This window comes from Ruegeria sp. BHSC037, from assembly GCF_059613045.1.
The window spans coordinates 1-15,885 of the sequence record NZ_JBXWRT010000015.1; the positions used below are offsets into that span (position 1 = coordinate 1).

17 protein-coding genes and 1 tRNA gene are annotated in these 15,885 nt (G+C 63.6%); 10 read left to right on the forward strand and 8 right to left on the reverse strand.

The features are described 5' to 3' along the window. From AC2FMN_RS14560 to cls, 3 genes are all read left to right on the forward strand, one after another. Window positions 1-338 (forward strand): haloacid dehalogenase-like hydrolase (locus AC2FMN_RS14560; protein WP_496689022.1); only part of this gene is annotated, 338 nt, incomplete at its 5' end. A gap of 153 nt (window positions 339-491) precedes the next feature. Then, on the forward strand, window positions 492-638 hold the full coding sequence (locus tag AC2FMN_RS14565; protein WP_496689024.1) for a hypothetical protein: 147 nt from the start codon (window positions 492-494) through the stop codon (window positions 636-638). A 75-nt stretch (window positions 639-713) separates the two neighbouring features. Beyond that, window positions 714-2,126 carry a cardiolipin synthase gene (gene cls / locus AC2FMN_RS14570; RefSeq protein ID WP_496678259.1) on the forward strand — a complete coding sequence of 471 codons (1,413 nt, stop codon included), beginning with the start codon at window positions 714-716 and terminating at the stop codon, window positions 2,124-2,126. Here cls and AC2FMN_RS14575 read toward each other — a convergent pair. Further along, window positions 2,123-2,557, reverse strand: coding sequence for a potassium channel family protein (locus tag AC2FMN_RS14575; protein ID WP_496678258.1), 435 nt, complete (start codon window positions 2,555-2,557; stop codon window positions 2,123-2,125). The genes cls and AC2FMN_RS14575 overlap by 4 nt on opposite strands. Before the next feature lie 163 nt (window positions 2,558-2,720). Here AC2FMN_RS14575 and AC2FMN_RS14580 point away from each other — a divergent pair, with 163 nt between their 5' ends. Genes AC2FMN_RS14580 through AC2FMN_RS14590 form a run of 3 tightly spaced genes read left to right on the forward strand, consistent with a single transcriptional unit; the run spans window position 2,721 to window position 6,806 of the window. Further along, entirely contained in the window at window positions 2,721-3,368 is a 648-nt protein-coding gene (locus AC2FMN_RS14580) for an ABC transporter ATP-binding protein (RefSeq protein WP_496689142.1), read from the forward strand. Continuing rightward, on the forward strand, window positions 3,365-5,770 hold the full coding sequence (locus AC2FMN_RS14585; protein ID WP_496689026.1) for an ABC transporter permease: 2,406 nt from the start codon (window positions 3,365-3,367) through the stop codon (window positions 5,768-5,770). The genes AC2FMN_RS14580 and AC2FMN_RS14585 overlap by 4 nt, the downstream gene beginning before the upstream one ends. Then, window positions 5,760-6,806, forward strand: a complete 1,047-nt coding sequence (locus AC2FMN_RS14590) for a lipocalin-like domain-containing protein (protein ID WP_496689028.1) — start codon at window positions 5,760-5,762, stop codon at window positions 6,804-6,806. Before AC2FMN_RS14585 ends, AC2FMN_RS14590 begins: the two co-directional genes overlap by 11 nt. On the opposite strand, the gene AC2FMN_RS14595 is transcribed toward AC2FMN_RS14590, so the two are convergent. The 4 genes from AC2FMN_RS14595 to AC2FMN_RS14610 all read right to left on the reverse strand — a co-directional run bounded on the left by AC2FMN_RS14595 (window position 6,803) and on the right by AC2FMN_RS14610 (window position 11,433). Then, window positions 6,803-7,234 (reverse strand): universal stress protein, encoded by a 432-nt coding sequence (locus tag AC2FMN_RS14595; RefSeq protein ID WP_496678252.1) that lies wholly within the window; start codon window positions 7,232-7,234, stop codon window positions 6,803-6,805. The genes AC2FMN_RS14590 and AC2FMN_RS14595 overlap by 4 nt on opposite strands. Then, window positions 7,231-9,840 carry a TRAP transporter permease gene (locus tag AC2FMN_RS14600; protein ID WP_496689030.1) on the reverse strand — a complete coding sequence of 870 codons (2,610 nt, stop codon included), beginning with the start codon at window positions 9,838-9,840 and terminating at the stop codon, window positions 7,231-7,233. The genes AC2FMN_RS14595 and AC2FMN_RS14600 overlap by 4 nt, the downstream gene beginning before the upstream one ends. A gap of 113 nt (window positions 9,841-9,953) precedes the next feature. Beyond that, window positions 9,954-10,922 carry a TAXI family TRAP transporter solute-binding subunit gene (locus AC2FMN_RS14605; protein ID WP_496678249.1) on the reverse strand — a complete coding sequence of 323 codons (969 nt, stop codon included), beginning with the start codon at window positions 10,920-10,922 and terminating at the stop codon, window positions 9,954-9,956. 425 nt (window positions 10,923-11,347) lie between these two features. Continuing rightward, window positions 11,348-11,433, reverse strand: a tRNA-Leu gene (locus AC2FMN_RS14610). 145 nt (window positions 11,434-11,578) lie between these two features. Between AC2FMN_RS14610 and AC2FMN_RS14615 the strand changes: the two genes are divergently transcribed. Continuing rightward, window positions 11,579-12,157 carry a YqaA family protein gene (locus AC2FMN_RS14615; protein ID WP_496689143.1) on the forward strand — a complete coding sequence of 193 codons (579 nt, stop codon included), beginning with the start codon at window positions 11,579-11,581 and terminating at the stop codon, window positions 12,155-12,157. Continuing rightward, on the forward strand, window positions 12,154-12,618 hold the full coding sequence (locus tag AC2FMN_RS14620) for a disulfide bond formation protein B (RefSeq protein WP_496689032.1): 465 nt from the start codon (window positions 12,154-12,156) through the stop codon (window positions 12,616-12,618). Before AC2FMN_RS14615 ends, AC2FMN_RS14620 begins: the two co-directional genes overlap by 4 nt. 2 nt (window positions 12,619-12,620) lie before the next feature. Here the strand turns inward: AC2FMN_RS14620 and AC2FMN_RS14625 are convergent, their stop codons facing one another. Further along, window positions 12,621-13,208 carry an HNH endonuclease gene (locus AC2FMN_RS14625; RefSeq protein ID WP_496678242.1) on the reverse strand — a complete coding sequence of 196 codons (588 nt, stop codon included), beginning with the start codon at window positions 13,206-13,208 and terminating at the stop codon, window positions 12,621-12,623. A gap of 212 nt (window positions 13,209-13,420) precedes the next feature. Between AC2FMN_RS14625 and AC2FMN_RS14630 the strand changes: the two genes are divergently transcribed. Together AC2FMN_RS14630 and AC2FMN_RS14635 are read left to right on the forward strand one after the other, a co-directional pair. After that, on the forward strand, window positions 13,421-14,026 hold the full coding sequence (locus AC2FMN_RS14630; protein WP_496689034.1) for a pseudouridine synthase: 606 nt from the start codon (window positions 13,421-13,423) through the stop codon (window positions 14,024-14,026). Window positions 14,027-14,057: 31 nt separating this feature from the next. Next, window positions 14,058-14,483 carry a VOC family protein gene (locus tag AC2FMN_RS14635; protein ID WP_496689035.1) on the forward strand — a complete coding sequence of 142 codons (426 nt, stop codon included), beginning with the start codon at window positions 14,058-14,060 and terminating at the stop codon, window positions 14,481-14,483. A gap of 10 nt (window positions 14,484-14,493) precedes the next feature. Here the strand turns inward: AC2FMN_RS14635 and AC2FMN_RS14640 are convergent, their stop codons facing one another. Both AC2FMN_RS14640 and AC2FMN_RS14645 read right to left on the reverse strand, forming a co-directional pair. Continuing rightward, window positions 14,494-15,159 (reverse strand): alpha/beta hydrolase, encoded by a 666-nt coding sequence (locus AC2FMN_RS14640; protein WP_496689037.1) that lies wholly within the window; start codon window positions 15,157-15,159, stop codon window positions 14,494-14,496. Next, window positions 15,156-15,788, reverse strand: coding sequence for a DNA-3-methyladenine glycosylase family protein (locus tag AC2FMN_RS14645; protein WP_496689039.1), 633 nt, complete (start codon window positions 15,786-15,788; stop codon window positions 15,156-15,158). Before AC2FMN_RS14645 ends, AC2FMN_RS14640 begins: the two co-directional genes overlap by 4 nt. Window positions 15,789-15,885: the final 97 nt, after the last annotated feature.

The window sequence follows — 15,885 nt, forward strand, 5'->3', positions numbered from 1 at the left end:
CGCCGACGTTGGAAGCCGCCGCCAGGGGCGACGCCGAGACCGCATTGAGGGGCGGAGAGGACGCCCTGATCGAAGTCGTCAGCGCCACGCATTCGCGCCTGAGCGTCGAGGCGTTCCACCCAGCCGTCGCCGAATGGTTCCAGACCGTGCGCCATCCCCAAACGGGGCTGGCTTATGACCAGATGACCTATCAGCCCATGGTCGAGCTGCTCAGAGACCTGCGCGACGAAGGGTTCACGACCTATATCGTCTCGGGTGGCGGGGTACATTTCATGCGCGTCTTTACCCAGGATGCCTACGGGATACCCCCCAACCAGGTTCTGGGAACTTATGCCTAACGCGTTTACGAACTGGTGGATGGCGCGCCCACGATCATGAAGACGCCCGCGCTGGCGTTCATCGACGACAACGAGGGCAAGCCCATCAACACCGAGCGCACGATTGGCAAACGCCCCATCATGGCTGTCGGAAACTCGTAAGGTGATTTCGCAATGCTCGAATGGACCACCGCCGGCGACGGGCCGCGGATGGGGGTTCTGATCCACCACACCGACGCCGAACGGGAATGGGCATATGACCGCGACAGCCACATCGGGCGCCTTGTCGACGGTCTGGACAAAGGCCCGGAAATGGGCTGAGTTATCGTGGACATGGCCAAGGACTGGTCCCGGGTTTTCACCGGATCGAACTGAAGCGCGGAAGGGTTGCCCCCAATGTGGACATTCATCGCCTCGCTATCGGTCTTTGCCGTCTATTGCGTCGCGGTGTTTTTCTCGGTGCGGGCGGCGCAGACGGCGCGCACGCCGCAAGGGGCCGTCGGGTGGGCGGTGTTTCTGCTTTCGGCGCCCTTTCTGGCGGTTCCACTGTACCTGTTTCTCGGCCATCACCGGTTTCGCGGTTATCACATCGCACGCAAGGAAAGCGAACGCGTGGTCGAAGGCATTCGCGCCTTTTCCGACGCCGCCAAACCCGACCCTACCGGCCTTTCGATCAATCCTAGGCCGTTCGAGGCCCTAGCCCACCTGCCCGTCTGCCGTGGCAACAGCATGGACCTGCTGGTAGATGGCCAGGCGACGTTTGAGGCGATCTTCGCCGCGATCGATCGGGCGCAAAAATACGTTCTGATCCAGTTCTATATCGTGCGCGACGATGCGCTTGGGATCGAACTTCAGGAAAAGCTGATCGACGCGGCCAGCCGTGGCGTGCATGTACGCTTCATGACCGACGCGGTCGGCAGCTATGGCCTGCCATCGGCCTATCTGGAAGAGCTGCGCCGGGCCGGTGTGGACGTAGCCGACCCACGGGACCAGCGCGGACCGAATTTCAGGTTCCAGCTGAATTACCGCAACCACCGCAAGACCGTGATCGTCGATGGCGAGATCGGATTCATCGGCGGCCACAATGTCGGCATCGAATACCTTGGCCAGGATCCCGAATTCGGCCGCTGGCGCGACACCCACATCCGGATGACTGGCCATATCGTGCGCCAGTTGCAGTTGATCTTCACCGAGGACTGGCACTGGGCCCGCGGCGAAGACCTGATCGATCTGCTGGACTGGGCAGGCAGCGAATCCGACCGGAACATGAACGCGCTGCTGGTGGCGACCGGTCCCGGCGACGACACGGAAACCGGGGCGATGATGTTCTTCGCCGCGATTGCCGCGGCGACCGACCGCGTGTGGATTGCCTCGCCCTATTTCGTGCCCGACATCGACATCATGTCCGCGCTGAAGAATGCCGCCCTGCGGGGCGTGGACGTGCGCATCCTGGTGCCCGACGCGATCGACCATCGTCTGCCCTGGCTGGCGGCCTTCGCCTATTTCGACGAGATTCGCGACTGCGGCGTGCGCGTCCTGCGCTATACCGACGGGTTCATGCATCAAAAGGCCTTCGTGGTCGATGACACGCTGGCGGCCGTCGGTACCACAAATCTCGACAACCGCTCGTTCCGGCTGAACTTCGAGGCGATGGCCCTGTTCTTCGACAAACGCGCGGCCGAGGCAGTGGCCGACATGCTGCGCACCGATTTCGAGAACAGCTATGAGTTGACGCGCCGGCTGATCCAACAGCCGCCGCATATCCGCCATGGGGCCCCGCTGGCCCGCCTGTTCGCCCCTATCCTCTAGGGGTTCACGTGTTCTTCGAACATCCGGGTCATCAACGCGACGAGAAAGGCCGTGGACAGGCCAAAGGCCAGCAGCCCGGTCACGGATGCAAAAGCGCCGAAGATGCGTAACCCCTCCCCCAGAACGATGTCGCCGTAGCCCAGCGTGGTGAAGGTCACCAACGAAAAATACAGCGCCGAGTTCCAGTCGGGCAACACGTCACCCAGAACCCAGACCACCGCCCAGATCCAGACCTGAACGGTGTGCGCCGCGACGATCACACCCAGGGAAAAGGCGATGGGTCCGGCGGTACGCAGGATGCGGCTGCGGCTCTGCCAGTTCTGGTCCAGCCGGCGCAGCACCAAAACGCACCAGGTCAGCAACCCGATCTCGATCAGGAAACACAGCCCCAGATAGAAGCTGCCCCAAAGGATCTGTTGCAGCAATGTCATGTCTCACTCCGGCAATTGTCCAACCCCGAACTCGAAGAATGACGGCATCAAGAGCCCGGCACAAGGGACGTCCACGTGCGGCGAAATGAACGCGTGGAGTTCGGGCACTGGACACCGGCGCCGCGTGCCGCACATTCTGGGGTGGAGTATGACAGGCCCTGACATGTTGCTGGAGTTTCACGATATCCACAAAACCTATCCCGGCGGGCGCCCGGTTCTGAACGGTGTTTCGCTGTCTCTGGATCAGGGGCAGACCCTCGCCCTGACCGGCGAAAGCGGCAGCGGCAAGAGCACGCTGCTGAACCTCGCGGCCACCCTAGACCGGTTCGACAGCGGAGAGATTCTTCTGGATGGCACCGCTCTGTCGCGGCTCGGCGACGCCGACCGCGCGGCGCTGCGCCGGACGCATGTGGCGCTGGTGTTCCAGCAGTTCAACCTGATCCCGTCGCTGACCGTCTCGCAGAACCTGTCGTTCCATGCGCGGCTGGCAGCCCGGCACGACCCCGAGTGGGAGGCGCATCTGATCCGGCGGTTGGGGCTGTCCGATCTGACCGAGCGTTATCCTGAAGGCCTCTCGGGCGGACAGCAGCAACGGGTGGCCATCGGGCGCGCCCTGGCGGTTCGGCCTCGGCTGCTGCTGGCTGATGAGCCCACCGGCAACCTGGACGAAACCGCCAGCGCCGCGGTGCTGGATCTGATGCTGGCGCTGGTTGCGGAAACCGGCGCCGCGCTGCTGCTCGTCACGCATTCCCAGGCCATCGCGGCTCGCTTGGACAGGCAGGCACATCTGACCAATGGCCGGATCGCATGATCGGCACCGCCCTACAGGCGCTGTGGTCGCATTGGCGCTGGCACCGCGTGCAATTGGCCACCCTGCTGACCGGTATCGCCCTGGCGACCGGGTTGTGGTCGGCCGTTCAGGCCATCAATGCCGAGGCGCGCGCCAGCTATGACCGGGCCAATGCGCAACTGGGGCTGGGGCAACTGGACGAGTTGATCCATCCCTCGGGGCGCATCCCGTTGGAAAGCTACGTCGCGCTGCGCCGTTCGGGCTGGCAGGTCGCCGCGGTTCTGGACGACCGGATCGACGCAGGCGGACGATCCGTGCGCCTGATGGGGGTCGACATGGTCACCTACCCGGCCCTGCCGGCGCTGACTGATCCGCAGGGGAACCCACCCGCCCCCGAAACCGTATTGACCGCACCCGGTCGGTTGTTTGCCACACCCGATCTGGCTGCGCAGCTTTCTGAGCGGCCGGATCTGCCTCCGATCCTGACCAGCACGGCGCTGCCGCCGGATCTGGTCCTGACGGATATCGGCACCGCCGAAACCCTTCTGGGTCGGTCGGGCATTCTGACGCGCCTGGTGGTGCTGCCCGACCAGCCCCGTGCGCGACCGCCGCTGGATCAGGTTGCGCCCGACCTGCGCCGCCGGGGCCCGGACAGCCGAGTCGACACGGCGCGCCTGACCGACAGTTTTCACCTGAACCTCTCGGCCTTCGGGCTGTTGTCCTTTGCGGTGGGGCTGTTCATCGTTCATGGCACGGTCGGGCTGGCCTTCGCGCAGCGGCGCGGCATGGTTCGGACCCTGCGCGCGCTTGGAGTGCCGCTGGCTACACTGTCGCGGCTGATGTTGGCCGAACTGGTCGTAATTGCCCTGATCGGCGGAACGCTGGGTCTGATTCTGGGGCATCTGCTGGCTGGCGCGTTGTTGCCCGACGTGGCCGCCACCCTGCGCGGTCTGTACGGCGCACCGGTCCAGGGGCAGTTGCACCTGCGGCCGGAATGGGCCGCCGCCGGGCTGGCGATGGCCGTGGGCGGCACGATTCTGGCCAGCGGACAGGCGTTGTGGCGGCTGGCCAAGCTGCCTCTGCTGGCCGCGCCCGGCGTACAGGCGTGGCGCGGCGGAACCGGCCACCGCGCCAGCGCCTTGACCGGGCTGATTGTCTGTGTGGCAGGAATTGCCGCGTATTCCCTGTTCGACGGGCTGGTGGTGGGCTTTGTCCTGTTGGGCGGCATCCTGACCGGCAGCGCGCTGCTGCTGCCGATACTTGTGTCGACCGCCCTGCGCGTCTTTGGCCGGCGCGCAGGAAAGCCGGTGGCGCAATGGGTCTGGGCGGACATGCAGACGCAGTTGCCGGGGCTGTCTCTGGCGTTGATGGCGTTGCAGCTGGCGCTGGCGGCGAATATCGGCGTGGGCACAATGGTATCCAGCTTTCGGCTGACCTTCCTTGGCTGGCTCGATCAGCGGTTGGTGTCGGAACTGTACGTGACGGCCGAGGACTCGGATCAAGGCCGGCAGATCCAGGCCTGGCTTGAGCCGCGCGCCGAGGCGGTTCTGCCGATCCGCAACGTCGAGCTGTCCCATGAAACTGGGCCGTTGTTCCTGTATGGCATCGTCGATCACCCGACCTATCGCGAACACTGGCCGCTGGTCGCCGGCGACCCCGATGTCTGGGACACGCTGTTTCAAGGCGGGGGTATTCTGATCAACGAACAACTGGCCCGCCGCGCCGATCTGTGGCCCGGCAACCGCTTGCCCCTTGCGCCCGGCAAGACATTGACGATTACGGGGGTCTATTCCGACTATGGCAATCCGACTGGGCAGGCCATTGTGGCCATGGACCTTTTCGATCAGATCGCGCCCGAGGCCGAGAACCGCCGGTTCGGCGTACGGATCGACCCGACTCAGGCTGCCCCTCTGGCCGATGCCTTGCGCGCGCGGTTCGACCTGGGCCCGGGTGCCGTGGTGCCGCAAGCGACCATCAAGGCGCAGTCGCGTGCGATCTTCGAAAAGACGTTCGTCGTGACCTCGGCGTTGAACGTGCTGACGCTGGGCGTCGCCGGATTCGCCATATTCACCAGCCTGCTGACACTGTGGACACAGCGTTTGCCGCAGATCGCTCCGGTCTGGGCGCTTGGGCTGACCCGGCCTCGGCTGGCGGCATTGGAACTGTTGCGCAGCGTGCTGCTGGCCGCCCTGACCGCCTGCCTTGCCTTGCCCTTGGGGCTGGTGCTTGCCTGGATCCTGCTGTCGGTCATCAACGTTCAGGCGTTTGGCTGGCGTCTGCCCATGTTCCTGTTTCCCTGGGCCTGGGTGCAGCTTTTCGTCCTGACGGCCATCGCCGCCCTGCTGGCCGCCGCCCTGCCGGCGTGGCGATTGCGCCGCGTTCCACCCGCCGACCTGCTGAAGGTTTTTGCCAATGAACGTTAAGGCGCTTGTTTTTTTGCTGCTGGCCCCTTTTGCGGCATCTGCCCAAGGCTTTGCCGGTCTGGGCAGCAGCGCCGAAGGCTTTGAAATCCCGCAGCCGGGCTATCGCTTCGACTTCCCGGTCGATCACGGCCCGCACCCGACCTTCCGCATCGAATGGTGGTACCTGACCGCCAACCTGACCGGCGCGGACGGGCAGGAGTATGGCATCCAGTGGACCCTGTTCCGCTCGGCGCTGCGGCCATTCGAGGAGAGCGGCTGGCAGAGTCCACAGCTGTGGATGGGTCATGCCGGCCTGACGACACCGGACACCCACTTCTTTGCCGAACGCCTGGCGCGTGGCGGCATCGGGCAGGCCGGGGTCACAGCCAACCCGTTCGAGGCCTGGATCGACGAATGGCACATGCGCGGCGACACCATCGACGCGCTGACACTGCGCGCCAACGGGGCCGATTTCGGCTATGACCTGACCCTAGCGGCGGAAGGCCCCCTGGTGTTCCATGGCGACGGTGGGTATTCGGTCAAATCCGGTGAGGGGCAAGCCAGCTATTACTATTCGCAACCCAGATACGCGGTTTCAGGGATACTGCACCTGCCCGACCGCGATGTGCAAGTCACCGGCGAAGGCTGGCTGGATCGCGAGTGGTCCTCGCAACCGCTGGCTGCTGATCAGTCCGGGTGGGACTGGTTCTCGCTGACATTCGACACGGGCGACAAGATGATGGCCTTTCGGCTGCGCGGCGGGCGGGGCGATTTCACGGCCGCGACCTGGATCGATGCCGAAGGCACCAGCCAGTCCCTGCCCGATGGTCAGATCCGGTTCACGCCCGTGCAGACCAGTTTGGTGGACGGGCGCGACATCCCGACCGAATGGGCGATATCGCTACCGGCCAAGGGGGTCGATATTCGCGTCAATGCCCTGAACTCCGGCGCCTGGATGGGCACCCGATTTGCCTATTGGGAGGGGCCGGTCACCGTGTCAGGCAGCCACGTCGGGCGCGGCTACCTTGAAATGACGGGGTATGGATCGCCGCCCTAGCGGACGACGTAGACCGAAACATCCGAATGCCGCACGACCCGCGCGGCGTTCGGCCCCAGCAGGTAGTCCTTGAAATCCGGCTTGTGCGCACCGATCACGATCAAATCGCTGCCGGCGCTTTCGGCGGTTTTTAGAATCTCTTGATAGGCCGTGCCGGTGGCCACCACATGCCGGATCGAGGCATTGCGCTCGGCGCCCAGCACATCCTCGCACAGGGCGACCAACTGGTCATGGGCCTCTTGCGTGGCTTTTTCGTGGAAATCCGGCTTGAAGAATCCTGACACCCAGCTTTCACCGAAATCCGGTAATACGGTCACCACGTCCAGTTGCGCTCCGTCCAGATCGGCAAGTTTGACCGCTTCTTTCAGGACCGGGGCGTCGATCTTGCCGTTGCTGATGTCTACGGCGCACAGAACCGATTTGCTCATGCGGGTACCTCTTGTCTGGCGGCACGGCCGCGTTGCAGGAAGGCGATCAACCCCAGCAGCAACATGGCCGGGATGTAGATCAGCTGTTTCGGCGGCTGGCTGACCGGCAGATCGGCGGATGCGATGCGCACCGGCTCGTCGCCGTAATAGTCGAAATTGGCCAGACTGTCGGCGATGGGCGCGCCGAACATCGGTTCGTCCATCTTAACCAGTCCGTCCTCTTCGATCAGCAGAAAGCCCATGGCCTCGACCCGCGCCGCGCCATCGGCTTCGGACCCGACGGTGACGACGACCGTGGTCTCGGTCGAGTTGCCGGTGTCGAAATCCGGCCCGCTGACCACCACCCGCACCTCCGTGCCGGGCTCCGCCTCGCCCACGGCCTGCACGAACCCGGCCGGCTCGACCTCGAGATGCGAGGGCGAGATTCGATCCATGAGGAAATCCGGGCGGAACAGCGCGAAGGCGATCGCGATCAGGGCGACGCTTTCATAAATGCGATTGTGGGTCAGGAAATATCCCATCGTGCCAGCTGTGAACACAAGGATGGCAATCGTGGCGAATACGGCCACTATGATCCCTTCGACCCAGGTGACGTCGATCAGCAGCAGGTCGGTGTTGAAGATGAACACGAAAGGCAGCGCAACGGTGCGCAGGCTGTAAAAGAAGGCGATGAACCCGGTCCTGATCGCGTCGCCCCCCGACACGGCGGCCGCGGCAAAGCTGGCCAAGCCCACGGGCGGCGTCACGTCGGCCATGATACCGAAGTAGAACACGAACAGATGCACGGCGATCAACGGCACGATTAGGCCGCTTTGCGCGCCCAGTTCCACCACAACGCCCGCCATCAGCGAGCTGACGACGATATAGTTCGCGGTGGTCGGCAGCCCCATGCCCAGGATCAGGCTCAGCAGCCCGACCATGACCAACATCAGGATCAGGTTGCCGCCGGACAGGAACTCGACCAGATCGGCCATCACCTGCCCCACGCCAGTCAGGGTCACGGTGCCGACGATCACGCCCGCGGTGGCCGTGGCCAGCGCGATACCGATCATGTTGCGCGCACCGTCGATCAGGCCCTGCCACAGATCGGCGACCCCATCGACAAAGGCATTCGCCAGATCGCTTTGCCCGCGGAAAATCGCCTTGAGCGGTTTCTGTGTCAGCAGGATCACGAACAGCAGCGCCGTCGCCCAGAAGGCCGACAGACCCGGCGATTTCTGTTCGATCATCAGGAAATACACCAGAACGACGATCGGCAGGAGGTAATGCAGGCCGGCCTTGTAGATCTCGGAGATCACCGGCAGCTTCACTTCGGTCGCGTTCGGGTCGTCGGGCTCAAGGTCAGGCACCTGCGCGGCCAGATAGACCAAGGCCACATAGATCGCGCATACGATCAGGCTGAGGATCAGCCCCGCGCTGGACGGCGCCCAAGCGGTGACCGCTTCGACCGGGTATTGCGAGCCATAACACAGCCCCGCAAACACCAGGAAGAACATCAGCATCCCCACGACCGTGCGCGCCAGATGTACGTCGCGGTCGCCCAGGGTGGGCATGTTTCGCTTCACGGCCTCGAGATGCACGATATAGACCAGCGCGATGTAAGAAATCGCCGCCGGCAGGAAGGCGTGGGTGATCACCTCGACATACGAGATGCCCACGTATTCCACCATCAGAAAGGCGGCCGCCCCCATGACGGGCGGCATGATCTGGCCGTTGACCGAACTGGCAACCTCGACCGAGCCGGCCTGTTCGCTGGAAAAGCCCACGCGTTTCATCAGCGGGATGGTAAAGGTGCCGGTGGTGACGACGTTGGCGATGGACGAGCCTGAAATCAGGCCGGTTGCGGCCGAGCCGACGACGGCGGCCTTGGCCGGCCCTCCGCGCAGGTGGCCCAACGCGCCAAACGCCATCTTGATGAAGTAGTTCCCCGCACCGGCCTTGTCCAGCAGCGCGCCGAACAGAACGAACAGGAACACGAATTTGGTCGAAACACCCAAGGCGATGCCGAACACGCCCTCGGACGTGATCCACATGTGGCTCATGGCTTTTTTCAGGCTGGCACCTTTCCAGCGGATCACTTCGGGAACCCATTCGGACGAGCCGAAGAACACATAGGCCAGGAAGATCGTCGCGATGATCGCCATTGCCGGGCCGAGCGCACGTCGCGCGGCCTCGAACAGCAGCAGCAGACCACCCAAGGCGACCCATTTGTCCACGTCGTCAGCCAAGCCGCCGGCATTCACGATCTTGTCGTAGAAGAAATATCCATAAAGCGCCACGCCAGCGCCCAGAACGCCCATGATCCAGTCCTGGATCGGAATGTAGTTGCGCGGGCTGGATTTCAGCGCCGGATAGGCCGCAAAGGCCAGAAACAACGCGAAAGCCAGGTGGAACTGACGCGCGTTATTGACGATGCTGCCGGGCAGGATGACGTTCGACAGTGGCGAGGCCAGAATGACCTGGAAAATCGACCAGATCGCCGCGACGATGGCCAAGAACAGCCCGACGTTGCCCGCTGGATCACGCGCACCCGCGTCCGAGGATGCGACCAGTTCCTGCAGTTCTTCTTCGGATAGCGGACGATTGCCCTGAGGGTCAGCGCTCATTAAAAATCTCCCGTCCCGCGGCCGGTTCTTGGCCTGCTTTGTTTTTTGTCCGGCCTCCCGCCGGCGGAAACGAGGCGCCGTTGGGCGCCTCGCGGTCTTGGGTCAAAGCCGGATTACTGGATCCAGCCCTTTTCGCGATAGTATTTCTCGGCACCCGGGTGCAGCGGAGCGGACAGGCCGTCCTTGATCATTTCCTCAGGCTTGAGGTTGGCGAAGGCCGGGTGCAGCTTTTTGAAGTCTTCGAAGTTCTCGAAGACCGAGCTGACAACGGCATAGACCGCATCTTCCGACACATCGGCCGAGGTCACGAAGGTTGCGCCCACACCAAAGGTCTGCACGTCCTCGTCGGTGCCGCGATACATGCCGCCGGGGATGGAGGCCTTGCGGTAGAACGAGTTGTCCTCGACCAGCTTGTCGACCGCCGGGCCGGTCACGTTGACCAGTACGGAATCACATGCGGTGGTCGCTTCCTGGATCGAACCCGAGGGGTGGCCGACGGTATAGACCATCGCGTCGATCTGGTTGTCGCACAGGGCGGCCGACTGTTCGGCGGCTTTCAGCTCGGTGGCCAGTTCGAAATCATCCGTCGTCCAGCCCACCGCTTCCATAAGCACTTCCATGGTGCCGCGCTGACCGGAACCGGGGTTGCCGATGTTGACGCGCTTACCCTTCAGGTCTTCGAAGTTTTTGATGCCGGAATCGGCGCGGGCCACTACTGTGAACGGTTCAGGGTGCACCGAGAACACGGCGCGCAGGCCCTCGAACGGGCCGGCTTCTTCGAATTTCGAAGTGCCGTTATAGGCATGGTACTGCCAGTCCGACTGGGCCACACCGAACTCCAGCTCGCCTTCGCGGATGGTGTTGATGTTGTAGACCGACCCACCCGTCGATTCGACCGAGCAGCGCACGCCATGTTCCTTGCGGCCCTTGTTCACCAGACGGCAGATCGCGCCACCGGTCGGGTAGTACACGCCGGTCACGCCGCCGGTGCCGATGGTGATGAATTCTTCGGCATAGGCCGCGGGGGCCATCAGCGCGGCAGTGACGACCGCACCCAGGCTCAGCTTGCTTTTCTTGATCATTTGAGGACTCCCAAGATTTTTTGCTTTTTGACGGAAGACGGGTCAAGAACCCGGTCCGGGGATCGAGCGGATAGGGCAATCCGACGCGTCATGCAACGGATGCAACCATCTGTATTCCCAATTTCTCCCAACAGGTTCGAGGTTTGTGTCACCTTGACGCTTTGTCAAGCCTTCTGACCTTGGGGCACCCTACCCGCCGCAGATGTGACGATGGGCCGGAATAATTCCCCCCTGCCACACGACTCGGCACGCCGGCCTTTCGCGGCAAGTGGGCGCAGCAACCGCCCGTTGACCCTGCCGACCCGGCGCACCGCTATGTCACGGCCGTTCGTACCATGCCCGTCGCCACAACTGTCGTTGCAAGGAACGGCGGGCCGAACGCCGCTCTGGTCAACGCATTTTCGTGTTTTGGTGAAAATTCAGCGTGGTGCCCAAGGTGAGACTCGAACTCACACGGTATTGCTACCGGGGGATTTTGAATCCCCTGCGTCTACCATTCCGCCACTTGGGCCACGCGCATTGAATTACCGCCCAAGCGTGCGAAGGTCCAGAGGCAAAAATCACCAAAGACAGGGCAGCGCGATAGCGCAAGAGGTTGACGCTGGGGCGTGCACATGATTTGCCTCGTCAGACTTGAACAGTGGAATTTGGTGCAAATGCTGCGATCGCTGTATGACTGGACCATCCGTCTGGCCGATCACCCGCATGCCCTGTGGGCGCTGGCCGTCGTGGCATTCATCGAAAGCTCGTTCTTTCCGATCCCGCCCGATGTTCTGATGATCCCGATGATTCTTGCGCGCCCGTCGCGCGCCTGGCTGATCGCCACCGTGGCCCTGGTTGCCTCGGTGCTGGGTGGGATGCTCGGCTATGCCATCGGGGCCTTCTTCTACGAAAGCGTGGGCCAGCCTATCCTCGAGGCCATGGGCAAGGCCCACGCCATGGAAGAATTCAACCAGCGGTTCAACGATTTCGGGTTCTGGGCAGTTCTGACCGCCGGCGTCACGCCCTTCCCCTACAAGGTCATCACGATCATGTCCGGCTGGACGGGCATGCCGCTGGGCACCTTCATCGCGACATCCATTCTGGCGCGTGCGCTGCGGTTCTTCATGGTTGCCGGGCTGCTTTGGGGCTTTGGGGAACCGATCCGCGATTTCATCGAAAAACGTCTGGGTTTAATGTTCACCCTTTTCATCTTTCTGCTGATCGGCGGATTTCTGGTGGTGAAATACGTATGACGCGCAAACGCACACTCATTCTTCTGGCCGCCACCGGATCCCTGGGATTGCTGCTGGGGGCCTGGGCCTTTCAATACATCGGCGGAATGGCACCTTGCAAAATGTGCTTCTGGCAACGCTATCCACATGGCGCGGCGATCGCGATCGGCGCCTTGGCCTTCGCCCTGCCGGGCGTACGCCTCCTGCCGCTTCTCGGCGCGGCAGCCGCCGCTACCACCTCGGGCATCGGCATCTATCACGCCGGGGTCGAGCGCGGGCTATGGGAAGGCCCGTCCAGCTGCACCTCGGGCAGCATCAGCGGCCTGTCGACGGAAGAATTGATGGAACAGATCATGGCCGCCCCACTGGTGCGCTGCGACGAAATCCCGTGGGAGATGTTCGGCCTGTCCATGGCCGGTTGGAATGCACTGCTGTCCGCAGGTTTGGTTCTGGTCTGGCTGGCCGCCTGGCGCGCGCGCTGACCCTACTGGGCGTCCAGTTCCGCATCCCAATACAGAAAGTCGATCCAGCTTTCGTGCAGGTGGTTGGGCGGAAACTTCCGCCCGATGTTCTGCAGCATCTCGGCATCGGGCTGGCGCGGCGGCTTGCGCAGGCTCATCCCGGCTTGGCGCAACGATTTCGACCCCTTGCGCAGATTGCACGGGCTGCAGGCGGCGACCACGTTCTGCCAACTGGTGACGCCTCCGGCCGCGCGCGGCACCACATGGTCAAAAGTCAACTCGCCCCGGCTGCCGCAATACTGACAGCGGAACTCATCCCTCAGAAACAAATTAAAGCGCGTGAAGGCCACGCGCTTTCTGGGTTTCACGTAGTCTTTCAGGACAACCACCGACGGTATTCGGATCACCGTGCTGGGGCTGCGGACCACCTCGTCATATTCGGCGATGATATCGACCCGATCCAGCCAGGCGGCCTTTATCGCCTCCTGCCAGGGCCACAGCGACAGCGGATAGTAGGACAGCGGGCGGTAATCGGCGTTCAAAACCAAGGCCGGATGGTGCTTCAGCGCACCCGGCTCCCTGACAAATTCGGTCCTGAAATCTCCGTCCATCGCAGAATCGCTCCTCGCTCTCGGCTGCCTGTATGGGACACCAGAGCGGGGAGCACCCGCCCCGGTCTTGATTCAACTATATATCGTGGCAAAGCTCTGGCAAGCCCTGAGTTTCCACAATATCTCGAGAGCATGATAGGCAGCGGCCGTAACAAGCGCGTGACAGTTATCCACAGCTTGCGCTGGCGATGAACCGCGGGTATGCGAGCCCCATGTCCTGGTTCATCCGTTTCAACAAGCCGTTCGACGTGCTGCCGCAATTCACCGACCGGCAAAACGCCGACTCGCCGCGCCGCACCCTGTCGGATTTCATAGACTTGCCGGGTGTATATCCGGCCGGGCGGCTGGACCGCGACAGCGAGGGGCTGATGCTGCTGACCGACAATGGGCGGCTGCAATCCCATATCGCGGACCCCAAGCACAAGATTCCCAAAACCTATTGGGTCCAGGTCGAGGGCATCCCGGATGCGGCGGCCATTCGGGCCCTGCGCGACGGGGTGGAGTTGAATGACGGCATGACCCGCCCAGCCAAGGCGCGGCTGATCGACGAACCCCAAGGCCTGTGGCCGCGCACCCCACCGATCCGCGACCGCAAGACGGTGCCGGATTGCTGGCTGGAACTGACCCTGCGCGAAGGGCGCAACCGTCAGGTGCGCCGCATGACGGCCGCCGTGGGCCACCCCACCCTGCGCCTGATCCGCGCCAAGATCGGGGACTGGACCCTGGACGACCTCGCCCCCGGCAGCTGGGACAGTCTGCCGTTGCCCGTTCTGGAAACCGCCCCCCAACGCAAGCGGGACAGGCGTCCGCGGCGGTGACTTTTTCGGCGATGTCCGATATCATGTCGCCATGAAAGTAGCAGCCGGAATCCCGTCGCCTTCGGGCATTCTCGAGGCCGCGCTGTATGTCGATGATCTGGATGCCGCCGAACGGTTCTATGGCGAGGTTCTGGGCTTGGAACGCATTCAGCGCGTGGAGGGCCGGCACGTGTTCTTCCGGGTCGGCGCCTCGGTGTTGCTTTTGTTCAACGCTGACCAGACAGAACGGCCTCCGACCAACCCGGACCTGCCGGTGCCGCCGCATGGCGCTCGCGGTTCGGGGCATGTGTGCCTGATCCTGACGCGCGATCAGATCGCGTCGATGCGCAAGCATTTGTTGGACTGGAACGTCCCTGTCGAGGCCGAATTCGACTGGCCCAACGGGGCCCGGTCGCTCTATGTGCGCGACCCGGCCGGAAATTCGGTGGAATTTGCCGAGGGTCACCTGTGGGGGTGACTCTACCCAGTCACAGGCTCAGCTTGTCGCGCATGAAGGCCAGCGCGACGCCCAGCCCGTCGGGTGCGATTCCATGGCCGGTGCCCTTCATGATGTGGGCATAGACCTCCTTGAAACCCGCGCGCTGCAGGGCCTCGGCGGCCTCGGGTAGCGATTGCGGCGGCACCATGTCATCGGCATCGCCATGCACCAGCAGCACGGGCATCCGGCTGACCACCTCGTCGGCCAGCAGGTCAGGCTCCAACAGGCGGCCGGAAAACGCGATCACGCCAGCCACCGGGTCTTCGCGGCGCGGGGCCACGTGCAGGCCCATCATCGTGCCTTGGGAAAAGCCGAACAGCACCACCTGCTCGGGCAGCACGTCCTCGTCCACCATCAGGGCGTCGAGAAAGGCGTTGAAATCCTCGACCGCCATTTCCATGCCGCGTCGGGCCTCCTCTTCGGACGAACCGTCGATCCACGGGATCGGAAACCACTGGAAGCCGTTGGGCATGCCGGGGATCTGCTCGGGTGCGTCGGGGGCCACGAACAGCGTGTCGGGCAGGTGTTCGCCCAGAACATCCGCAAGCCCCAGCAGATCGGCCCCGTTGGCGCCATAGCCATGCACGAACACCACGACCGAGCGCGTGTCACCCGAAACCGGCTCTTTGCGGAGCGCGTTCAAAACCCTTGTCATCTGATCCCTTCCCTATCCTTGGCCACGCGGTAATAGGCCCACAGAACCCGGGCTGCAACCGACCGCCACGGCGACCACGCCTTGGCCATCTGCCGCAGCGCCTTGTCGGTCGGCCGATCTGGCAGGCTGTACAGCATCCGCGCGGCCTCCTGCAGGGCCAGATCGCCCGACGCGATCACATCCGCCCGCCCCAGCGAGAACATGGCATAAATCTCGGCCGTCCAGACCCCGATGCCCGGCACTTGGGTCAGCGTCGCAATGACCACGTTATCGGGTACCTCGCGCAGGGCTTTGTAGTCGATCCGCGCCTCGGCCAGCGCACGGGCATAGCGGATCTTCTGACGGCTCAGCCCGACTGCGCGCAGGTCATCATCGGTGGCCCATTTGATCTTGCGCGGCCCGGTCAGGCCGGCCTGCTGCATCCGCCCCCAAATCGCGTTGGCCGAGGCCACGCTGACCTGCTGGCTGACGATGGCGCTGAGCAGTTGCGCGAAACCGTCGGGCCGGCGGCGCAGGGGCAACGGGCGGGTCAGTTCGATCGCGTGCGCCATGCGCGGACAGGTGTCAGACAGCCACTCGGCCCCTTCCGCAACGCATTCTGGTGTCTCGATAATTCGACCAACGGTCATGGCGGCTCCGGGTGGCGGTTCAAGGCGCAGGTTAGGCTGCTTTGTCGCATATGCAACCCGCTTGTATGTCCGCCGGTTCGCCGATACCCATTTGCGC